The sequence below is a fragment of the Streptomyces sp. NRRL WC-3626 genome (assembly GCF_000718785.1).
Taxonomy (GTDB): domain Bacteria; phylum Actinomycetota; class Actinomycetes; order Streptomycetales; family Streptomycetaceae; genus Streptomyces; species Streptomyces edwardsiae.
The window spans coordinates 1-22894 of the sequence record NZ_JOCA01000005.1 but is presented as its reverse complement, the minus strand read 5'-3'; the positions used below and the strand labels follow the sequence as shown (position 1 = coordinate 22894).

The window sequence follows — 22894 nt, the reverse complement described above, 5'->3', positions numbered from 1 at the left end:
CCTCGGAGCCGCTGTCCGCTGACGTTGCCGTCAACTACTGCCGTCAACCACCCCAGAAGCCCCGCCAGGAAGCACCTGACGGGGCTTCAAATTTGCTGCAGCTATCCAGTAAAATGGTCGCGGAATCGGGCAGAGTTCACAGACTCGGCCGCTTGCCAAAGTACGGTCTTACCACTCTGGCCAACTTGGACTGGATTGCACGCAGAGTCCGAATGCTCGACTCGTCGCTAAATCCTGTGGTTGTCGTCCATTCGTATCCCGAACCTGCAAGATCACTAACGAAGACAATTTCTACGGCCAGCAATACGCGCGCCCAATCGACCGGGGCTATCGGAACGCTTTCTCCGAGTTCGGCACGCAACCTGCCGCATTGGTCGAGCAGATCCTGCACACCTTCGAACCCCATGCCAACAGCGAGCTCATCGCCGCATCGAGCCGGGCCACCCCATTCCAGCAGTGCGCGCCGCAGCCAGGCGAGCTCGTCCGCGGTGAGCAGGTCACTCGCCGCTACAGGAGTTTCAGGCATCAGTTCAACTCATCCCAGTAATCGTCAATCGTCGTCGGATCTCGGCGGAAGATAGTACCACCATCCGGATTCATCGGGTCGTGAATCACGATCGTGGACCCGTCCTTCCCCTGATACGCTCTCCGCCCGCCGCCCAGCGGTTTCGTACGGGCCGGATTCTGCATCACGTCCCGAGCCAGGTCGCCAATATCCTTGGGCGAATGTCCCGGAAAGTCACCGGCATGCTTGCTTCCCGCGTGACCGTTACCGATGTCCGCGGCATCTTCGATGCGTTCCTCAGGGGTACACCAATCTGAATTGTGAACGAGGACCGGCGTCTGCCCAGCGAGTACATAGTACGTGTGCAGGTCGTCGATAGTGAGGTTGTAGGTGCGGGCCTTCTTAGTGAAGGGTTTGTTGCCGGTGATGATGACGGTGCGGGCGTCCTCCGTCAGGAGTGTCATGCCGGCGGCGAGCTGGTGGGCCGGGATCCAGCGTTGCTCCGAGGGCGACCAGAAGGGGTGCTCGAAGGTTGCGGTGAGCTTCTCGATGCCGGATTCCGTGGCGATCGAGAGCTCGTTGAACTTCTTGTCGTCCTCGGTGCGGATGAGACGAGTCACCTTGCGGGGAGCCGTCTCCCCTGTCTCGGGGTCGGCGGCGAGCACCAGATCGCCCACTTCGACGTCCTCGATGTCCTTGGTCGTGCCGTCGGCCATGAGGACATCCGTGCCGGCCAGGAAGCACTTGCACGAGCTCGACTTCCCGGTTCGAATTCCGCCCCTGACACCTGGGACTCCGCCCTCCGAAATTCCGGCGACAACGTTCGTGCCGAACCAGTTGTAGAAGAATTCCTTCTTCGAGGGGCAGTTCGTCACATGACAGGCGTCCAGCAGTGCTGAATTCACATCGTTCTTCACATACGGCGCGTCAGCCTGATGATCGGCGTAGAAGTCGATCCCGTAGATCGTCAGGCTGTTCAGCTGACTGTAGAAGTGGTCGATGAACTCTCCGGTTCCGTGCCACTCGGCAGGGACGTAGACACCGGGAAGCAGGTTGATGTAACCGTCGCCGTCGAGGTCGGTCTTCCCGTACCCCTCGTTCTCCCAGGTCGCCGGAGGCTTCGAGGTGGAATAACCTGCGATTTTCCCGCCCGTCTTCGCGACGATCTTCTTCTTTTCCTCGATCTCTTTCTGAGTGTCGGGCACGCCCCCTGTGCACGGGATCTCGCCCCGGTGACACTCCGGCGCTCCGAGCCCGGTCGGGTCGGCGACCGTCACCGGGTTCTGCCCCGGGTACGCGTATCCGTTCAGCGTCTGGTGCAGGTTGAGCTGGAGCAGAGGGTCGACGCTGATGAACTGACCGGTGGTCGGGTCGTATTCGCGGGCGCCGATGTGGGTCAGGCCGGTTCCGGTGTCGGCCGGCATGCCGAGGAAGGCCTTGTCGTCGGGCCAGGTTCCGGTGGGCTTGCCGCGGGGGGTGCCGAAGGGAGTGGTGTAGCGCTTGGTGAGGGTCTGGGCGGAGTCGGCGGTGAGGGAGACGGAGCCGGTGGAGTGGTGGTCGGAGGCGAGGAAGGACAGCTTCTCGGTGCCGGTCTCGTTGGTGCGCAGGGCGATGGCGGCGCCGGCCGCGGTGTAGTAACGGCTGGCCCACTTCTTGCCGGTCTTCAGGTGGACTTCGGTGGCACCGAGGTAGAGGACGGTTTCGCCGTCGGTGGCGTTGTCCCGGCGAATGAGGAGCTGGCCGTCGGCGTCGTAGACGTAGTTGGTGGCGGTGGCGTCGTCGTCATCGGTGAGGCGGCTGAGACGGCCTTCCTCGTTCCAGTCGAGGGACTGCTCGGCGGTGGAGCCGACCGACTTGACGCGCTCGGTGGTGTTGCCGGTCTTGTCGTAGACGTACTGGGCTGCGACGCCGGTGCAGGTGGTGCCGGTGGTCGTCGCGATCAGGGCGTGCGGTCGGGCGGAGTCGTAGCAGGAGGTACGGGTGGTGGCCGCAGTGGTGGTGCTGGTCTTCTCGGTCTTGCGCTGACCGGAGTCGGTGTAGGTGTAGGAGTTCCAGTAGGGCGCGGGGCCGCCGAGGTTGGCAGTGGTGCGGTCGCCGGCCGAGCATCCGGCGGTCTTCGGAGTCCAGGCCTCGGCCAGTCGCCGGTAGGCGTCGTAGGTGAAGCACTGGCGGTCGGTACCGGTGCCGATGTCGGCGTTGTCGGTGATGGAGGTGACGTTGCCGGCTTGGTCGTAGGTGTAGGCGAGGTCCTGCACCGGGCCACGGGTCTGATCGTCGACCGCGGCGTTCAGCAGACGGCCGGTGCCCTCCTCGTAGGACTGGGTGAGGAAGACGCGCTTGGTGCCTTCGGCGGCGGAAGTGCCGAGCTGGAGCTGGCCGGTCTGACCGAGGGCGGTGTAGTTCGCGGCGAGCAGGTACTTGGAGACCCCGGAGAGCTCGGTCTGCAGGCCGGCGCTGTTGTAGCGGTGAGTGAGGGTCTCCGCGGGCAGACCTGCTGCCGCGGGTTCCTTGGTGGTGTTCACCGTGCCGTCGAGGCGGTAGGTCACCTCTTGCGTGGTGGTGGCGGCCACCGCGCCAGAGGTCACCAACGGATCGTCGGCGGGGAGAGTGAGGCTGGTGGCGAAGGGACGGCCGAGCACGTCGTAGGCGGTGACCTGCTGGGTGTACGCCTTGGAACCGGTCTGACCGACGCCATTCACATGGCGTGTGGACGCGGTGGGCAGACCCTTGAGGACGCTGTCGTAGGTCCACGAGGCGAGCTTGTTGGCGTCCGTGCGGGAGGTCTTCCACAGGTCGGTCCGGCGGCCGAGTTCGTCGTACCCGTACAGCAGGACGCGGCCTTCGGCATCCTCTGTGGTCTCGATGGCGTCGCGGTCGGTGTACGTGGTGAGGTCGGTGCCCCGGTCCGGGTCGACGGTTTTCACCCGACGGCCGTAAAGGTCGTAGGAGTAGGCCCACTTGGTCTCGTCCGGGCCGGTGATGGTGGCGGGCTTGCCGTCACGGGTGTAGGTGTAGGCGACCTTCGTGTGGGGGACGCCGGGGGCTCCGCCGAAGTCGGCGTCGGCCGGGGTGGTCCCCGCGTAGGTGCGGGTCTCGACGGTACGGCCCAGGGCGTCGGTGACGGTACGGGTGGCGTTGCCTCCCGTCGGCGCGGTGGTGGCCGTGGAGTCGCCGGTGTAGGTGGTGCTGGTGGACCACTTCTGCACGCCGTCGACCAGGAGAGTGGAGTTGGTGGCCCGCTCGGCACCGTCGTACCGGGTCAGGGTCTGGGTGGCCTCTCCGTACGGAACCTGACTGTACGTGCTGTTGGGAGCCTTGATGTTGTCGTAGGCGTCCTGGTACTTCTCGTAGGCGAGACCACGGGCGTCGTAGCGGGTGTCGGTGAGAACGCGGCCGCCCGCGGGTGATGGCGCCTGGACCTGCAGCGGACGGAGCTGGGAGTCGAAGAGGGAGTAGGTGGTCTCGTAGGTGGTGCCGTCGGCCTTGAGTGTGGAGACCGAACTCCAGGGAGCCTTGTCGCGCTCCAGGCCGTAGGCGAACTTGGCGTCGGGGCTGTCACCCGCGGAGCGGGAACGGTCGGGGAGCCACATGGCGGTGATCCGGCCGAGCGCGTCGTAGGTGTGCTCGGTGCGCTTGGTGTTGGCGTCCAGGGTGTAGCTGACGGCGTTACGAGCCGGATCGTAGACGGTGGTGGTCTGGTGGGCCTGGTTGTTGGACGACAGCCGGGGCTGGGTGACGACCATGGTGCCGAGCGGGCCCGCGGCGGCCGGGTAGTACGCGGTGGTGGTGGTGCGTCCCTCGGCGTCGGTGACCTTCAGAGGACGGCCGAGTTTCGCGCTGCCGGTGTCGTAGGTGGTGGTGGAGACGGTCTGCCAGCCGCCGGTGGCGGGAGGGTTGCGGTCGGCGGTGCCTGAGGCGGCCGGGTAGGCGGTGGGGCGGCCGGTCCAGGAGGCGAGGCCCAGGGTGGGGGTCTGGCCTGGGACCCAGCCGGTAGCGGCCGGGGTGTCGTAGACGACGGCGGAGTCGGCGAGGACGTCGCCGCGGGTCCTGCTGTCGGCGGGCAGGGACAGGGTGTCGTCCGTCGCGGAGCAGGGCTTGGCGATGGTGCGGGTGCGGGAGACGAGGCTGGTGAGGCCCTTGTCGTCGTTGCGGGCGTACCAGGTGCGGGTGCAGGTCTCGTCACCGGTGGTGGACCAGTTGCCGTGGTCCTCGACCGCGGTGGACATCCCGTACTTCGTGTCGTACGTGTGGGAGACCGCCCCGATGCGCCAGGTGCGGGCCGCGTTCAGGTAGGTGTCGGTGTAGGTGCGGGCGGTGCGGACGAAGTGTGCCTTGGTGTTGGCGTAGGAACGCTGCTGACTGGCGGTCTGCTTGGACCAGAGGTTGTTGATCGTGGTGGATACGGCGGTGTCGCCGTCGTAGACGATCTCCTGACGGAGACTGCCGGCGTAGAAGTCGTGGTCGTTGGCGTCGGCGACGTTGAGATCGTCACCGGTGGTGGCCGGGTCGTTGCTGGGAACGTTGTCGAGGTCGATGCCCTTGACGACAGCGGTGCGGGTGGTGCCGTCCTTGCGTTTGTCGCCGTTCATGCCCTGCATGAACAGTTTCACTGACTTGGAGCGGGTGGCGCCGGCGTCGCCGGAGTAGGTGGTGACCTTCTGGTATCCGCGCCACTCCGACCAGGTGCGGTGCTTCTCTTTGGTGAAGGGGTCGTCGCTGTAGTGCCAGCCGGGGCCGGAGTAACTGTAGGTCAGCTGGGTGCCGGGGTTGCCCGCGGCCGGGTCGTTGGTGGTGATCGCGGTGACGCGGTACTTGTGGAACCAGTCCAGGGCCATGTCGCCGCCGTTGACCGGCCAGTACACCGGGTAGCAGGACTGGTTGTTGTCGTCCTCGGCCACCGGCATCTTGGAGCCGCGCACGCACTCGGGCTCGGAGAGGGAGACCGAGGTGATGGCGCCCGTCTCGGAGATGACGGACGCGATGCGCGGGCGGGTCAACGGCAGGATATCGTCGCTGGTGGAGTCGACCCGGCCCGGTCGCTGCTGGTAGGTGAACTCGACCGGCGGCGAGGAGATGTCGGTGCCGTTCTTGCCGGTGCGGGTGAGCGAGGTGAGTGTGAGGACCTGGTCGGAGCTGTTGCCGATGTCCTGACCGTCGAAGAACTCCTGCCCGAGGCCGTAGGAGTCCACCGGCTGGTAGGCGTCCGGCTCGGCGGCTCGTGACCAGAAGAAGGTGTCAATGCCGGTCAGACGCTTGCGGGTGAAGAAGGACGGTCCGGTGGCCTCGCACTCCGTCTCGTCGGACGAGCAGATGCTGTCGAAGGGGACGTCGGGCCAGTTGTCGGCGGTGTCCTTGGTCAGGGAGTCACAGCCGGTACCGGTGGCGGTGCAGCGCTCCTTGTAGGAGAGGGTGACCTTGTCGGAGGGCTGGCCGGTGAAGAGGGTGTCGGCGCGCTGGCCGTAGCGGATCTCTTCGAGGTAGCCGCCACGGGTGTAGGAGGCGAGGCCGGTCTTGTCGCCGTTTTTGGCGTAGTGGTTGGTCTCTGCCTTGTACCAGTAGGTGGCGGCGTTGCCGTGGACGTCCTGGGTCAGGTCGAGGTTCCAGCGCCAGGCCTGCGTCTCGGCGCGGGACTCGAACTCTCCGCCCTTCGAGTAGCCGGGCTCACCGCTGTCGTCGCCGAAGACCGGAACGGTCCACACCGAGTTGGTGCGCTGGCTGCCCGCACCCGGGAGTTTGTCCAGACCGAAGGTGTAGGTGGTGCCGTCGCCGGTGACGACCGTCCAGTACTCGCCGTCACCGCCGCCGTCGGCCTCGGCGTTGTCCGCCCCGGTGTGACGGGTGACCTTCGAGGCGTCGTCGTCCTTGAGATGCCAGATACCGGTGGTGTCGTCCTTGACGAGTTCGGTGGCCTTGCCGTTGAGGACGAGAGCGGCGTTGTCGTACTTCCAGCAGAGGTCGAACTTGTCGGTGTGACCGTCGTCCTCGCACGCGCCGTATTTGCGCTCGATGTACGACGAGGACAGGGTGAAGCCCTCACCGACCAGAGAGCCCTGATTGTTGGTGTTGGCGGTGCGGCCGTCGATGCTGCCGGAGTCGTAGGAAAGGCTCAGCGAAGGAGCAGGGCCGGCGGCAGCCGGCGGGGTGGTGATCGGGTACGACCAGGAGAAGGCCCCGGAGGACGAGCCGGCCTGCCAGCTCGCGGAGGCGGCCAACGGCGTCGCCTTGAAGTCGCCGGAGCCGGCGGTGGAGGTCGTGGCGGAGGTGGCGGTCAGCGCGAGGACCGTCGGAGTGGCGGAGGTTCCCGCCAGCGAGATCCGGGAGGTGACCTGTTCCTCGTGGACGTCGTTGTCGGCCGTCTGGACGGTCCGGGCGCGGCAGTGTGCCTTCTCCGGCGTGGTGAGGGCACACGGAGGAAGGCTGACCAGACCGAGTCGGGAGGCCCAGTTGCCGCCGACGGCGGAGGCGAAGGAGCTGTAGTCGACGGTGACCTCGGCCGGGCCGGAATGCTCGGCTGCCACCGTGAAGACGACGCCGGTGATACCGGCGCGCTCGGCGGCCTTCTGGTCCAGGACGGTGATCTCCGCCTGTCCGGAGGCCCGGGAGCGCGCCTGGGAGGAGGAGTCGCCGGCCCTCTCCGCTCTCACCCGGACGAGCGGGTCTCCGGTGGCCGGTTCCGTGGTGATCGGCACCGTGGTCTCGGATCTTTTGGGCCAGGCCGAGCGTCTTTCGGCACGGGCGCTGTCCACGAGCCGCTGGTTGGCCTTCTTCTCCTTGGCTGCCTTGGCCCGCGTCTCCTTGGCCCGCGGAGAGGTCACCTCCCGCACCTGGGCGGGCTCGACCTGGGGCACGTCCGGACGGCCGGGCCGCTCGGCCGCGGTCGCCTCCGAACCGAACGGTGTGGTCGGCACGGGGACGGACAGCACAGCGGCCAGCAGGACGGACAAGGCTACGTGTCGGAAGCGCGGACGAAAGAACACGAGGGCTCTCCAGAGAGGCGGAACGTGCGGAAGTCGGTGGGGGCGCGGGCCCTCCGCCGCATGAGGCGCGGCGGAGGGGACAGCCGGTCAGTAGCCGATCAGCGATTCGACATGCGCCTCATCGGTCACCGCACCGGCATAGATCCGGATGTCGGTGATCCGGCCAGGCAGACGATGGCCCCAGGCGCTGTCGGTCCAGCCCTGGCCAACGCTGGTCTCGCCGTCGGAGGCAGCGGCGGTATAGGCGAGCGGAGTGCCCTGAGGGGTACCACCCACGTACATCGTGATCGTTTGCTTGCGGGCGTCATAGGCACCCACCAGCTGGACCGGCGTGTCCAGGACGGCGAGTTCGTCACTCACCACGGATGTCCCGCTGCCATCGGCAGTGAGACGACCGAAGTGCCAGCGGCCCACCGGGACAGTGCGGATGAGGGGAACACCGTTGTCGTCGAGTACCGGGTTGTCGTCGGCATCCAGCACGGGTTCGGTCTGCGTGCCGGTCTTCTCCAGCCACAGCCCCCACGACGATCCCGCCGCGGTGCGCTGGCCCAGCACCTGCATCCGGTGGCCGTCCTGCTTGCCCGCCAGGTCCCTCGTCTCCACCGATGCCTCGGTCGCCACGGTGAAGGAGCCGGTACTGTCCAGGATCGGCCGCGGCAAGGCAGCCGACCCGGTGGCGCCGTCCAGGACCAGGCTCTCGCCATCCAGGGAAGCACCGGACGACAGCGTCAGCGTGTTGCCGTAACCCGACATGTCGGTGAGCGAGGTCGATCCCACGGCAACGCTGCCAGGGCGGTACTCGGCGACGAGCTCGGCATACGCCTTGCCGTTCGCGTCCTCGGGGCCGGCCTCGCGAGCGACCGTCTCGGCCGGCTTGGCCTCCTGCCAGACAGAGACCTCGTCGATGTCGCCGATGAACTGGTCGACGTAGCCGCCCTTGTACTTCACCCGGCCGATCTGCAGTGGACCGGACGCCGACCAGGCTCCGCCGGTGAGCGTGTCACTGCCCTGGGCGACACCGTTGACGTACAGAGTCAGCTTCTTCGCCGAGGTGTCCACCACCGCGGCCAGATGGGTCCACGCCTTCAGCACCGCGGGATCCTTCGCGTTGACCCGCTGGTTGTCCAGGGAGGTCGACGAGGCATCGGCATCGGCCAGACGCAGGCACCAGGTCGACACGGTGTAGCAGTACCCCAGGAAGAACGGGCTGTAGTACGTGCCGTCCTGGCCGATCACGGTCAGATTGCGCCCGGTCGACTCCAGCCGTACCCAGGCCGAGACGGTGTACGACGCCTGTGTCTCGATCACAGGTCCGGACGTCTCGGCGTATCCGCTGCCGGCCAGGCGCAGGGCCTGGTCCTCCGCCGTGACCACGGTCCCGCCCTCGACGCCGTCGGTCACCGGCTTCTCCGTCACCTCGCCGCGCCGGCCGGTCGTGACCCGGCTCGCGCCCGTGGCGAGAGTGAGGTCGTCCCGCAGGGCGGTGGTGGTGGCGGAGCGGTCCACCGCCTTGCCGGACGCCTCGTTGAAGGTCCAGCGCCCGACCGGAGTGGCTCCCTCTCCGACCAGGAAACGGATCTTGTTGTCGCCGTATCTCCCGGCCGCGTCCTTCGCCCTCACTTCGAGAGTCATGGTGCCGGAGTCGACCGGGGTGATGGTCTCGGTGACCGTGGCCCCCGGTACGTAGGGTCGCCACGTGCTGTCGGTGGAGAGTCTGTAGGCGTAGGCAACGTTGATGTCCCCACTGCCCGCGGCCGGTCCGAAGGTCACGGAGCCGGCCTTGCCCGGGGCTCCGCCGGGAGTGCACGCGCCCGGCAGGCAAGCCGTGTACGTGCTCTTGAAGGTGATCGCGGGCGGCTTGGGAGCCGCGCTGTCCACGGTGAAGTAGCAGAACGGCGTCTGCGAGCTGTCCAGGTGCTTGGTGTCCGAGCTGTACATCGACCAGGTGAACGCCCGGTAGCGGTACTGCCCGTTCTGCGCCAGCTCCGCCCAGTTCATGTTCTGGTCGACTCCGTCCCCGACCCCGCCGGTGGACGGCTTCAGGGACCCGGTCGACGGCGGCGGGGCATCCACCCACTGGCCTTCGGTGTTCTTCAGGTCGATGTCGAAGTACACCCGCAGCCGGGCACCCGACTCCGCTCCCGAGGCGGTCTGCGGGGTCGCCGCCAGGTTCGGCGTCGGGTCCGACCACATCGTCGGCTTCGCCGGATCCTTGCTGCACACCTGTCCGGTGCCGGTCTCCAGGCCGTACTCGGACGGGACGGCGGGCTTGCTGACGTAGGTCACCGAAAGGACCGCGTCGTCGTCGAACCTCTTCCAGGCGATCGGGTCCGACTCGTCCTTAGCCTTCAGCATCAAGGTCAGCGTGGAGAACTTGCCTTCGGCGAAGGACTTCACCGTCGGCGTCAGGTTCTCGTCGGGCTCCTTCGCGTAGTCGTTGAACTCGATGGCCTTCCGGGGCTGCGAGGGGGAACAAGCGTCGCCGCGGCCGGCCGACACGTGCCTGTCTCCCATCTGGTCCCAGGAATTGTCCGACTTCGGACCACCCGGCCCGGGCCATTTGGTCGAGGACGAGATCGGATCAGTGCGCTCCAGGTCCACCCACCGCGCATCGCAGGAGAACGACCAGGTCTCGGTCACCGCGAAGGTCGCGTCGAGGATGTGCTTGCCCTTGAGCTTGTCCGGCTTGAACTCGAAGTACATGCGGTTGGTGTAGGCACTGCCCTCGGTGCAGTAGTAGATGTAGCCACCGATCACCGCGGAGCTGCAGCGGCCGACGCTCATGCCGTTGTCGCCGCCGGAGAAGTTGTAGAACGTGTCACCGTCCGAGGAGAGCACCGTGCGCTCGGACTCGTTCAGCTCTACGGACGGATCGATGTACAGCGGGAGTTCCGCGGCAGTGGTGCGCGCCACGAGGTCGGCGTCCGGAGTGACGGTGACCGTGCCTGAGGCCAGTTCGACGTCCATCGTGGCCGCCTCGTCACCGGCACCGGGTCCGGCCAGCGGCTCGCCCTCCTCCGATGGTCCTGCCGGCAACGGCTCGGGGTCGGCCGCCGTCCGTTCCGGCCGGCCGGTCGGCTCCGCCCCTGCCATCTGTGTGCTCTGTCCGTCCGTGGCGGCAACCGGAGCCGTGTCGCCGGCCGAGTTCCACATCCGGGCCGAGGGGGACCGGAAGACGACCTGCCCGTTACCGTCCACGGCCTCAAGAGTGCCCACCGCGCCCTCGTGGATCCTCAGCCCTTCAGTGGCCACCGTGTACTCGAGGGACTTCAGCGCAGGATCCGAGGCCGCTTCGAGGGTTTCAACTTCGAGAACCTGCCGAAAGCCCTCGACCGTTGCGGTCAGGATCAGGTTGACATCGGGCAACACGTCGTCGTAGACGGCCCGCTCACCTTCGAGGCGGGGTTCGGGCAGCTCGCCCGGCCAGCCCAGGACCACCGATCGCCCGCCCGTACCGATGGTGACCATGTCCTTGCCCAGCCCACCGGGCGAGAAGGAGAGATCGACCGTGGCAGCCTTCGGACCGATCGATCCGTCCGGTCTCACCACGAGCGTTGCGTCCGGATCGGTCCAGCCGCCCACTGAAGTGGGCACTCGTACCGGAACGATGGATCTCTCCAGGGTGAAGGTCTCCCCGTCGGGATTGGCGAATACCGTGTCCCGTTCCGTCCGTTCGTCCTCCACCTCTATCTTCTCCCCCGAGGCGGCCGCGTCCTGCTGTGCCTGCAGCGCCTCGGGGAGCACCTCATCAGCGGCAGCAGGCGTGGACGGCACGACGAAGACAGGGAGAGAAGCGAGGAGCGTCAGAGCGGCCAGCCACGACACGCGACGCCGCGCACGCGTAACTTCACTGAATCTCCGCATGCTTGACACGCCCTGGCCCCCCATGAGTCACATCTGTCACACAAACAAGCGAATTTCACAGGGAGGTAGATCAACTGTCAAGCCTTTGTGACCAGCCCCAATGAGCCAAAACACGAACCTAGTCGCGGTCATTAACTCCTCAACGGCACATTCACAGGGGACGAACCGCAACAGTGAAGGACAGAACATCAGTGGCGGCGGATGCTCCACTCCGGCGCCGAACCACGGACGGCGCACAAAGCCTGTGGCTGGCCCTTGGGGCTGTCTGATGCAATGTGTGCTCCCAGCGAACCCGCTGAAAACACACTAGATCTTGATCTCGGCTTCCGCGGGCCCAGTGCACACGAGGTCGTGGACTTTGCACTCCGACCGGCGGAGGGGAATGGATGATCGACGCGTACGAGGATCCCGGCACGCCCGACCGGCGGGGCGGGGCCCGGTATCTGTGGTGGCTGGTGCTGCGGCAGCCGGGGCGGTGCGGGTGGGGGGCGGTGCTGAGCTGTGCGTGGATGGTGCTGCTGGCGGCGACCCCGTATCTGATGTCGCGGGCCGTGGACGACGGGCTGGAGCCGGGGGACATGCGGGCGCTGGCGTGGTGGACCGGCGCCCTGATCGTGGTGAACGCCGTCAACTCGTGGCTGGGCATCATGCGGCACCGCACCATGACGCTGGTGCGGATGGACGCCAACTTCCGCACGGTGAAGGTGGTCGTGGGGCAGACGGTACGGCTGGGGGCGTCGCTGGAGCGGCGCACCGGTGCCGGGGAGATCGTCACCATCGGGGTGGGCGATGTGCAGATGATCGCGCAGTCGCTCACGGCCGTCGGGCCTGGGATCGGCGCGGTCGTGGCGTATCTCGCGGTGGCCGGGCTGCTGCTCTCGGTGTCGCCGCTGCTGGCGGTGGTGGTGCTGCTCGGGGTGCCGGTGATCGGTCTCACCGTGGGACCGCTGGCGGGGTGGCTGCAGGGCACGGAGACGGAGTACCGGGAGCGGCAGGGGGTGCTGACCGCGCGGATCGGTGATCTCGCGGGCGGCCTGCGGGTGTTGAGCGGGCTCGGCGGGAAGAACCTGGTCTCCGACGCGTTCCGCCGTGACTCGCGGCGGCTGCGCGATCAGGGCTACCGGGTCGGCGCGGTGACCAGCTGGATGCAGGCGCTCTCCGCGGGACTGCCGGCGCTGTTCCTCGCGGGGGTGACCTGGATCGCGGCGCGGCAGGCCGCGCAGGGACACATCAGTGTGGGCGAACTCGTGTCGGTGTACGGCTATGTGGCCATTCTGGTGTGGCCGGTGATGTTCCTCATCGAGTGCGGCTACGCGCTGAGCCGGGGTGTGGTGGCCGCCCGCCGGGTGACGGCGCTGCTGCGGCTGGAGCCGCCGGCCGACGCCGCCACCGCCGACCCGCCGGCCGAGCCCTCCGTGCTGTACGACCCGGAGTCCGGGGTACGGCTGCTGCCGGGCCGGCTGACCGCGCTCACCGCCGCGCGTCCCGCCGACGCGCTCGCCGTGGTGGACCGCCTCGGCCGGTACGCGCCGTCCGGCGTGACCTGGGGCGGGGTGCGGCTGGACGAGATCGCGCTCGCGCGGGTGCGGGAGCGGATCCTGGTCGCCGATCCGGAGGCGGACCTGTTCGCCGGTCCGCTGCGGGAGGTGGTCGCCGGACGCGGCGATCCGTCCGACGAGAAGGTGCTGGGCGCGCTGCGCGCGGCGGCGGCCGAGGACATCGTGCAGGGCCTGCCCGACGGGCTGGACTCGGTCGTGTCCGCGCAGGGCCGCAGCCTCTCCGGCGGCCAGCGGCAACGCGTGCGCCTGGCGCGGGCGTTGCTGGCCGAGCCCGAGGTGCTGCTGGCGGTGGAGCCCACGTCGGCGCTCGACGCGCACACCGAGGCCACGGTCGCCGACCGGCTGCGGGAAGCCCGCGGGGGCCGTACGACGCTGCTGGTCACCACCTCGCCGCTGGTGCTCACGCGGGCCGACGAGGTGATCTTCCTGGTCGACGGGAAGGTCTCCGCGAGCGGCAGCCACCAGGGGCTTCTCGACTACGAACCCGGCTACCGGGATCTGGTGGCCAGGGACGCCGGGGAAACCACCGCCGAGGAGGTCGCGGGATGAGCGGGCAACGACTGCCCCTGGCCGAACCGGCCGATGTGCGCCGGGCCGCCACGGAGCTGGTGCGGTCGGACGGGCGGGCCTTCGCCGGTGTGCTGGCGCTGAACGGGCTGGCGGCCGTGGTCGGACTGGCCGGGCCCTGGCTGCTCGGGCGGATCATCGACGAGGTGCGCGACGGCGGCGGGGTGGCCGTCGTCGACCGGCTGGCGCCGGTCATCCTGCTGTGCGCCGTCACGCAGCTGCTGCTGTCCCGCTGGGCCCGGTTCGTGGGGCACCGCTTCGGTGAGCGGACGCTGGCGCGGGTGCGCGAGCGGTTCGTGGACCGGGCGCTGGCGCTGCCCTCGTCGGTGGTGGAGCGGGCGGGCACCGGCGACCTGACGGCCCGGGGCACGGCGGATGTCACCACGGTCGGTACGACGCTGCGCGACGCCGGGCCGTCGCTGCTGATCAACGCCGTACAGGCGCTGTTCGTGGTGGTCGCGGTCCTGGTGGTGAACCCGCTGCTGGGCTTCCTCGGACTGCTCGGTCTCACCCCCATCTGGTTCGTGCTGCGCTGGTATCTGCGCCGGGCGCGCGCCGCCTATCTCGCCGAGGGGGCGGCGAACTCGGACGTCGCGGAGGTCGTCGCGGCGACCGCGTCCGGGGCCCGCACGGTGGAGGCGTTCCGGCTCGAGGAGCGGCGGATCCGCGCCAACCGGGAGGCGCTGGAGACCTCCCGCCGCACCCGCTTCCACACCCTGTTCCTGCGCACGGTGTTCTTCCCGGTGGTCGAGGTGTCGTACGTCGTGCCGGTCGCCGGGGTGCTGCTGATCGGCGGCTGGCTGCACGGGCGGGGCGCGGTGAGCCTCGGGGAGGTGGTGGCGACCTCGCTGTATCTGCTGCAGTTGAGCGGCCCGCTGGACGAGGTGCTGATGCGGCTGGAGCAACTGCAGGCCAGCGGCGCCTCCTTCGCCCGGGTGGAGGGGCTGGCGCGGGCGCCGCGAGCGGCGGAGCGGGGCGACAGTCCTGATCCGGCCGACGACCGCATCGACGTGACGGGCGTGCGCTACGCCTACGAGGGCGGCGGGGAGGTGCTGCGCGGGGTCGGTCTGACGGTGACACCGGGCGAACGGCTGGCCGTGGTGGGGCCGTCCGGCGCGGGCAAGACCACGCTGAGCCGGCTGCTGGCGGGCGTGGACGCGCCGACGGCGGGGACGGTGACGGTGGGCGGGGTGCCGGTTTCCGGCCTGGACCCGGAGCGGCTGCGCCGGCAGGTGGTACTGGTCACCCAGGAGCACCACGTGTTCCTCGGTACGGTTCGCGACAATCTCCGGATCGCCGAACCGGGGGCCGGGGACGAGAAGTTGTGGGCGGCGCTGGCCGTCGTCGGCGCCGAGTCCTGGGTACGGGAGCTGCCGGAGGGCCTGGACACGGAGCTGGGCGAGGCCGGTCACGCCACGGACGGCTCCCAGGCACAGCAACTCGCGCTGGCCCGAGTGGTGCTGGCCGACCCCCACACCCTGATCCTCGACGAGGCCACGGCCCTCCTCGACCCGACGACGGCCCGTCACACGGAACGGGCCCTGGCAGCGGTCCTGGCGGGCCGCACGGTCATCGCCATCGCCCACCGCCTCCACACGGCCCACGACGCGGACCGGGTGGCCGTCATGCAAGACGGCCGCCTCACCGAACTGGGCACACACGACGCGCTGGTGGAGGCGGACGGAGCCTACGCGGCCCTGTGGAACTCCTGGCACGGAACCAGCCCGTCCGGGGGTGCCCCCTCCGGGGGAGCTTGAGGACGCGGCCCGCTCAGCGCCGTGAGGGTCAGGGGCACACTCCCGGGACGGGCCACCCACCAGCCCGTCCGGCGATTGAGGAGTAGGCCCGAAGGGCCGACAGCGGGTCTGGGGCGCAGCCCCGGGGAAGGGAAGGGAAGGGGCGGCGGGGGCGAAACACTCCCCAAACCCCGACCCCCGGACTTGACTGTTCGTATACCGAACCCGCACCTCCGCCCAGCGAACGGTTTCCGCCAAATTCCTGACGCGCTCCTGACAGAAGCCGCGATCCCCTGCCACTCTTCCCACGGCCGCCGAACAGCAACCCCACGCACACCTCACCGCTGCCACGCGGCCACAGCGATTCGCACTTCCGTTCTGCCCGGCCGGCCCACCCGCCGTCCGGTCTCCCCAGGCCGCGCGACCCGCGGCCGCGCAGAAGGAGTCAGCGTTGAGAAGCAGGCCGTCCCACAGACGCACCCCCCACACGCACCGCCGTGCCGCCGCCGTCGCCCTCGCGGGCGTCGCCGCGCTGATCGCCACGGCCGTGCAGTCCGGCAGCGCCACCGCCGCCCCCGAGCAGACACCGGCGGCCGCGAGCAAGGCCAAGCCGGGCTCGGAGTCGGTCCGGCTCACCCCCGCGCAGCGCGCCGAACTGATACGCCAGGCCAACGCCACCAAGGCGGACACCGCCGAGGACCTCGGCCTCGGCGCGAAGGAGAAGCTCGTCGTCCGTGACGTCCTCAAGGACAACGACGGCACCGTGCACGTCCGTTACGAGCGGACGTACGACGGCCTGCCCGTCCTCGGCGGCGACCTGGTCGTGCAGGGCGACAGCGCCGGCGAGGCCGACTCCGTCGTCAAGGCCACCCGGACCGCGGTGACGCCCGCGACCACCACCGCCAAGGTGCCGGCCGCCAAGGCCGAGCAGCAGGCGCTGTCCGCCGCGAAGGCCGAGGGCGCCGACGTCGACCGCGCCCCGCGCAAGGTCGTCTGGGCCGCCGAGGGCAAGCCGGTCGTGGCGTACGAGACGGTCGTCGGCGGGCTCCAGCACGACGGCACCCCGCAGGAACTGCACGTCGTCACCGACGCCACCACGGGCGAGCAGCTGTACACGTGGGAGGCCATCCAGAACGGAACCGGCCACACCGTCTACAGCGGCACCGTCGACCTGACCACCACCCAGTCCGGGTCGTCGTACAACCTCACCGACGGGGCGCGCGGCGGGCACAAGACGTACAACCTGAACCGGGGCACCTCCGGCACCGGCACGCTGTTCTCCGGCTCCGACGACGTCTGGGGCAACGGCAGCGCCTCCAACGCGGAGTCCGCGGCCGCCGACGCCCACTACGGCGCCGCGCTGACCTGGGACTACTACAAGAACGTGCACGGCCGCAGCGGCATCCGCGGCGACGGCGTGGGCGCCTACTCCCGGGTCCACTACGGCAACAACTACGTCAACGCCTTCTGGTCCGACAGCTGCTTCTGCATGACGTACGGCGACGGCTCCGGCAACGCCAACCCGCTGACCGCGATCGACGTGGCCGCGCACGAGATGACCCACGGTCTCACCTCGAACACCGCAGGCCTCAACTACAGCGGCGAGTCCGGCGGACTCAACGAGGCGACCAGCGACATCTTCGGCTCGACCGTCGAGTTCTACGCCAACAACTCATCCGACGTCGGTGACTACCTCATCGGCGAGGAGATCGACATCAACGGCGACGGCACCCCGCTGCGCTACATGGACAAGCCGAGCAAGGACGGAGCGTCCAAGGACGCCTGGTACTCCGGCATCGGCAACATCGACGTCCACTACTCGTCCGGCCCCGCGAACCACTTCTTCTACCTGCTGAGCGAGGGCAGCGGCACCAAGACCATCAACGGTGTCAGCTACGACTCGCCCACCTCCGACGGCCTCCCGGTCACCGGCATCGGCCGCGCCAAGGCGGAGAAGATCTGGTTCCGCGCGCTGACCACGAAGTTCACCTCCACCACCAACTACGCGAGCGCCCGCACCGGCACCCTGGCGGCGACCGGTGAGCTGTACGGCACCGACAGCGCCGAGTACAAGGCGGTGCAGGACGCGTGGGCCGGCATCAACGTCGGAACGCGCTCCGACGGCGGCGGTGGCGGCGGTACGTCCTACGAGAGCACCACCGACGTGACGATCCCGGACGCCGGCGCGGCCGTGACGTCCGCGATCAGCGTCACCGGGCGGACGGGCAACGCGCCGTCCAACCTCCGGGTCACCGTGGACATCGAGCACACCTGGAGCGGTGACCTGGTCGTCGACCTGCTCGCCCCCGACGGCACGGTGTACCCGCTGCGCAGCCGCACCGGCGGCTCCGCGGACGACATCAAGGAGACCTACACGGTCAACGCCTCGTCCGAGACCGCCAACGGCACGTGGCGACTGCGGGTGCAGGACCAGGCACGGTACGACACCGGCTACATCAGCGGCTGGTCGCTCACCTTCCCGTAAACCGGGCACGAGCGGTCCGAGCGGCGCCCCCGGCTTTCTCCAAGGCGGGGGCGCCGCCCTACTCTTGGGACCCATGTCTTCGGCGGACTTCACCTACGACCACGTCGGCGCGACCCGGGAACCCGGTTCCCGCCCTCCCGGCTTCCATCCGCTGCACGTCCGTACCCGGCTGGGCGAGGGCCACGAGGTGTTCCGGCAGGCGGCGGAGGCGCTGTTCGGCTGGGAGATGCACCGGGAACTGGGGCTCGGTGTCTCGGCCGGCGCGGAGCGGGCGGCGCCGGACGTCGATGTCACGCTCACCCTCGCGGGGGTGGTCAGGGCGCCGTGCCGGGTGGTGTGGACGGTGGAGGAGCACCGGCGGGCGGGGTGGGCGTACGGCACGCTGTCGGGGCATCCGGAGTCGGGGGAGGAGTCCTTCGTGGTCGACCGGACGGGTGATGGCACGGTGTGGCTGACGGTGTCCGCCTTCAGCAGGCCGGCCCGCTGGTACGCCCGCGCCGGCGGCCCGGCCACCCGCGCACTCCAACTGGCCTACGCCCACCGCTACGGCAAGGCCCTCCGCCACCTGGCCACAAGGGGCATCCCCCAGGACTAACACCCCCTTCCGCAGCCCGCGGCCGGCCCCACCCCCGCAGCCCGCGGGCAGCCGCGGTGGCCCCAGGCAACACCCCCACCCCCGCAGCCCGCGGGCAATCGTGGTGGCCCCAGGCAGCACCCCCACCCCCGCAGCCCGCGGGCAATCGTGGTGGCCCCAGGCAGCACCCCCGCAGCCTGCGGGCAGTCGTGCCGCTGGGGCGGCACGGGTGGGCGCAGGCGGCACCCTCCAGCAGGCCGCGCTCGCACCCCGCCCGGCCCAGTTCCTCGCCCCCGCCGCCCCTTCCCGTCCCGTCCCTGGGGCTGCGCCCCAGACCCCCATCGGCCCTGAACGGGCCTCGTCCTCAAACGCCGGACAGGCTGACTGCGGCAAACGCCGGACAGCAGGCTGCGGCCCAAAACGGGCCGCGTTCCCCAGCGCCGGACAGGCTGAGTGCGGCGAACGCCGGACAGCCGCGTGCGGCCCGAGGGGCCTGGTCCTCAGGCGCTGGGCGGGGCCGGCATCCCACCGGCCCCTCACACCTCACCGCATCAGCAACCCCGCCGCCCCCGCCAACTCCTCCGACGGCACGGCCACCAACCCCAGCTCCGCCCCCGACGCCAGCAACCGGTGCCCCGGCAGGATGCGGACCGTGTAGCCGAAGGGACCCGTGCGGTCGAGGGCGAGCGGGCCCTCGTAGACCCAGCGCCCGTCCCCGTCCGGCACCCCCACCGGCTTCAGCGCCACAGCGGCCGCATCCGTGATGCGATCCTCCTCGTCCACCCGCCCGGACACCGCCTGCACCTCCACGTCCTCCGGCTTCAGCCCGCCCAGCCCCACCCGCACCCGCAGCCCGAGCGTCGTCCCGAGCTGCGCGGTCGTCGCGGTCACGGACGTCTCGACGTGGTCGACGGTCACCGCGTGCCAGGCGGCCCGCACCCGCGCCTTCCACCCGGCCAGCGCCCGGGCCGCCTCCGCGTCCATCGCCCGGTGCGCGTGCGCGGCAGGTGTGTACAGCCGCTCCACGTACTCCCGGACCATCCGCCCGGCCAGCACCTTCGGCCCCAGCAGGCTCAGCGTCCGCCGCACCATGTCGATCCACCGGTCGGGCAGCCCGCCCCGCCCCCGGTCGTAGAAGCACGTGGTGATCCGCTGCTCCAGCAGGTCGTACAGCGCCGCCGCCTCTATGGCGTCACGCCGCTCCGGATCGGTTCCGATCCCGTCCGCGGTGGGGATCGACCACCCGAAGTCGGGCTGGAACCACTCGTCCCACCACCCGTCGAGCACCGACAGGTTGAGGCAGCCGTTGAGCGCCGCCTTCATCCCGCTGGTGCCGCACGCCTCCAGCGGCCGCAGCGGGTTGTTCAGCCAGATGTCGCAGCCGGGGTAGAGCTTCTGCGCCATCGCCATGCCGTAGTCGGGCAGGAACACGATCCGGTGCCGTACGCGCGGATCGTCGGCGAACCGGACCAGCTCCTGGATGAGCCGCTTGCCGCCGTCGTCCGCCGGATGCGCCTTGCCCGCGACGACGATCTGCACCGGCCGCTCCGGATGCAGCAGCAGGCTCATCAGCCGGTCCCGGTCGCGCAGCATCAGCGTCAGCCGCTTGTACGACGGGACGCGGCGGGCGAAACCGATGGTCAGTACGTCCGGGTCGAGCACCCCGTCGATCCAGCCCAGTTCCGCCGCCCCGGCCCCGCGCTGCCGCCAGGACGCGCGCAGCCGCTCACGCACCTCGAGTACCAGCAGCTCCCGCAACGACCGGCGCAGCTCCCAGATGTCCTGGTCGGCGATGTCCGCGACGGAGTCCCAGCGGTCCGAGTCGCCGACGCTCAGCGCCTCCTCGGCGCGCTGGGCGCCGATCTGCCGGGCGCCGAGCCGGTACACCTCGGGGGCGACCCAGGTGGGCGCGTGCACCCCGTTGGTCACGGAGGTGATCGGCACCTCCTCGGGGTCGAAGCCCGGCCAGAGCCCGGAGAACATCTCCCGGCTGACCTGGCCGTGCAGCAGGGAGACGCCGTTGGCGCGCTGGGCCAGGCGCAGGCCCATCACGGCCATGTTGAACAGGTTGGGCTCACCGCCGGGGTAGCTCTCCATGCCGAGCCGGAGGATGCGGTCGACCTCCATGTTCGGCAGTTCGGCGTGCGGGCCGAAGTGCCGGGCGACCAGTTCCCGGTCGAACCGGTCGATGCCGGCCGGGACGGGCGTGTGCGTGGTGAACACGGTCCCCGCGCGGACCGCCTCCAGCGCGGCGTCGAAGTCCAGCCCCTCCGTCCGCAGTTCCGCGATGCGCTCCAGGCCGAGGAAACCGGCGTGCCCCTCGTTGGTGTGGAACACCTCGGGCGCGGCGTGCCCGGTCAGCTCGCAGTACGTGCGGACCGCGCGGACACCTCCTATACCGAGCAGCATCTCCTGCAGCAGCCGGTGCTCGCTGCCGCCGCCGTAGAGCCGGTCGGTCACCCCGCGTTCGCCGAGGTCGTTCTCCTCGATGTCGGAGTCGAGCAGGAGGAGCGGGATCCTGCCCACCTGGGCCAGCCAGATCCTGGCCCGCAGCGAGCGGTCGCCGGGCAGGGCGAGGGTGACCTGGGCGGGGGTGCCGTCGGACTCCTTGAGCTGGTCCAGGGGCAGCTCGTTGGGGTCGAGGACGGGGTAGTGCTCCTGCTGCCAGCCGTCGCGGGACAGGGACTGGCGGAAGTAGCCGTGCCGGTAGAGCAGGCCGACGCCGATGAGGGGGACGCCGAGGTCGCTCGCGGCCTTGAGGTGGTCCCCTGCGAGGATGCCGAGACCGCCGGAGTACTGCGGCAGGGCGGCGGTGATCCCGAACTCCGGGGAGAAGTAGGCGACGGCGGCGGGCAGCCGGTCGGGCTGTGCCTGGTACCAGCGCTCGCCGGTCATATAGGTGTCCAGATCGGCCGCGACCGCGTCGAGCCGTTCCAGGAAGTCGCGGTCACCGGCCAGCTCGGTGAGCCGTTCCGTCGCCACGCTGCCGAGCAGCCGTACGGGGTCGGCTCCCGCGGCGGCCCAGCGGCCGGGGTCGACGGAGCGGAAGAGGTCACGGGTCTCGGCGTGCCAGGACCAGCGCAGATTGCGGGCCAGGTCACTGAGGGGGCGCAGGGGTTCGGGGAGCACGGGTCGGACGGTGAATCGACGGATCGCCTTCACAAGCCACCTCGGCGCGTTCGTGAGAGACGCGGTGTGCGTCCGGGCATCGCTGCCGACAGTACCGGCGTGACCACGCTCCGCGCGGGAGGCAGGAGGACGCGCGCCCCGCCGCACCATTGACCGAAACGATTCACCACATGGCCGACATGGCCGATTTCCACACCTCCGCACCTCACGTCATCGCCCTTGATGTCACCTGCGCGGTCGGCACGCCGGCCGGCAGGACAAGAAACCGGCCTTTTCCGGCTTCGGTTCCGTCGTGGCCCGGCCCGCCCCGGGGGTCCTGCGGCTTCGGCTCCGCCGCGGGCGGCGCCGCGCGGAAGACCCTCCCGGGTACGCCCATGGCGTCCCGCACACGGCGACTCCGTGGCTCGCCGGCGCGGACGGCGCGGTCGCTGGTCAGGAGCGCGGCGGGCGGAGAGGTGGGCGGGCCCGCCGGACCGGCCGCCCGAGGCGCCGCGCGGGGAGGCGCACCCGCGCGGGGCGCCGTACGGCGTCCGCCCGTGGCGGCACCGGCGGACATGGGAACGAGCCCACCGGCGACCGGCTCCGTACCGTGCGGAGGCGGCCGGTCTTGTGTGTCGACATACGCGCGAGTAGTTAACAAACCGCCGGATTGCCCACCCGAACAGTGTGGGAAGGCTCCTGCGGGTACACCCCACAGAAACCCCGCAGGACCCACCTCCCCACAGTCATCCGCCCACCCTCGTTGACGCGGACAGGAGCGGTCATGCCCGCCAAGCACCACTCGTCCTCACCCCCGGCGCCCAGCACCCCGACGCCACCGGAACGCGGCGTCGGGACACGTCCTCCACCGTCCCCCGCCGGTCCCGCGACCGCCGTGGGACGCATCCCCGTCCTCGACGTCCGGCCGATGGTCCGGCAGGGGCGCCGGCCCGCGAAGGCCGTGACCGGTGAGACGTTCGAGATCTCGGCGACCGTCTTCCGCGAGGGGCACGACGCGGTGGCCGCCAATGTGGTGCTGAAGGATCCGCAGGGGCGTCCGGGGCCGTTCACGCCGATGCGGGAGCTGGCGCCGGGCACGGACCGATGGGGGGCGGCCGTCACCGCCGGGGAGCCCGGACTGTGGACGTACACCGTGGAGGCCTGGGGCGATCCGGTCACCACCTGGCGGCACCACGCGCAGATCAAGATCCCGGCGGGCATGGACATCGGGATCGTTCTGGAGGAGGGCGCCCGGCTGTACGAACGGGCGGCGGCCGGGGTGCCGGAGCCCGGGGCCGGGAAGGTCCTCCTCGCCGCCGTGGACGCCCTGCGCGACGAGGGACGTCCGGCGGCGTCCCGTCTGGCGGCGGCGTTGACGCCGGAGGTGGACGCGGTGCTGGCCCGGCATCCGCTGCGGGAGCTGGTCACCAGCAGCGACCCGCTGCCCCTGCTGGTGGAACGCGAGCGGGCCCTGTACGGCGCCTGGTACGAGTTCTTCCCCCGCTCCGAGGGCACACCC

At 69.9% G+C, this 22894-nt stretch carries 9 protein-coding genes; 5 read left to right on the top strand and 4 right to left on the bottom strand.

Annotated features, from left to right (window positions below; genetic code table 11):
• Positions 1–136: 136 nt before the first annotated feature.
• The 3 genes from IF28_RS37630 to IF28_RS0109250 all read right to left on the bottom strand — a co-directional run bounded on the left by IF28_RS37630 (position 137) and on the right by IF28_RS0109250 (position 11256).
• Entirely contained in the window at positions 137–526 is a 390-nt protein-coding gene (locus tag IF28_RS37630; protein WP_078621010.1) for a hypothetical protein, read from the bottom strand.
• A complete protein-coding gene (locus IF28_RS0109255) occupies positions 526–7449 on the bottom strand; it encodes a polymorphic toxin-type HINT domain-containing protein (RefSeq protein WP_051713685.1) in 6924 nt (2307 codons plus the stop codon). Before IF28_RS0109255 ends, IF28_RS37630 begins: the two co-directional genes overlap by 1 nt.
• Positions 7450–7569: 120 nt before the next feature.
• A complete protein-coding gene (locus IF28_RS0109250; protein WP_234325072.1) occupies positions 7570–11256 on the bottom strand; it encodes a LamG domain-containing protein in 3687 nt (1228 codons plus the stop codon).
• Between the two features lie 476 nt (positions 11257–11732).
• On the opposite strand from IF28_RS0109250, the gene IF28_RS0109245 reads away from it, so the two are divergent.
• The 4 genes from IF28_RS0109245 (at position 11733) to IF28_RS0109230 (ending at position 18288) form a co-directional block, all read left to right on the top strand.
• Positions 11733–13454 carry an ABC transporter ATP-binding protein gene (locus IF28_RS0109245; RefSeq protein WP_030216449.1) on the top strand — a complete coding sequence of 574 codons (1722 nt, stop codon included), beginning with the start codon at positions 11733–11735 and terminating at the stop codon, positions 13452–13454.
• Positions 13451–15229, top strand: coding sequence for an ABC transporter ATP-binding protein (locus IF28_RS0109240; protein ID WP_030216445.1), 1779 nt, complete (start codon positions 13451–13453; stop codon positions 15227–15229). The genes IF28_RS0109245 and IF28_RS0109240 overlap by 4 nt, the downstream gene beginning before the upstream one ends.
• 430 nt (positions 15230–15659) lie before the next feature.
• Positions 15660–17693 (top strand): M4 family metallopeptidase, encoded by a 2034-nt coding sequence (locus tag IF28_RS0109235; protein ID WP_030216443.1) that lies wholly within the window; start codon positions 15660–15662, stop codon positions 17691–17693.
• Positions 17694–17766: 73 nt separating this feature from the next.
• A complete protein-coding gene (locus tag IF28_RS0109230; protein ID WP_030216442.1) occupies positions 17767–18288 on the top strand; it encodes a DUF1990 domain-containing protein in 522 nt (173 codons plus the stop codon).
• Between the two features lie 522 nt (positions 18289–18810).
• Here IF28_RS0109230 and IF28_RS0109225 read toward each other — a convergent pair.
• Positions 18811–21429 carry a glycosyltransferase family 1 protein gene (locus IF28_RS0109225; RefSeq protein ID WP_030216440.1) on the bottom strand — a complete coding sequence of 873 codons (2619 nt, stop codon included), beginning with the start codon at positions 21427–21429 and terminating at the stop codon, positions 18811–18813.
• Between the two features lie 730 nt (positions 21430–22159).
• On the opposite strand from IF28_RS0109225, the gene IF28_RS0109220 reads away from it, so the two are divergent.
• A partial coding sequence (locus IF28_RS0109220) for a maltotransferase domain-containing protein (protein WP_037892943.1) occupies positions 22160–22894 on the top strand: 735 nt, incomplete at its 3' end.

What these genes read in the sequence shown, in the direction of transcription:
- IF28_RS0109230 (WP_030216442.1), top strand. Translation starts at nt 17,767, where the DNA reads ATGTCTTCGGCGGACTTCACCTACGACCACGTCGGCGCGACCCGGGAA.
- IF28_RS0109245 (WP_030216449.1), top strand. Translation starts at nt 11,733, where the DNA reads ATGATCGACGCGTACGAGGATCCCGGCACGCCCGACCGGCGGGGCGGG.
- IF28_RS37630 (WP_078621010.1), bottom strand. Translation starts at nt 526, where the DNA reads ATGCCTGAAACTCCTGTAGCGGCGAGTGACCTGCTCACCGCGGACGAG.
- IF28_RS0109240 (WP_030216445.1), top strand. Translation starts at nt 13,451, where the DNA reads ATGAGCGGGCAACGACTGCCCCTGGCCGAACCGGCCGATGTGCGCCGG.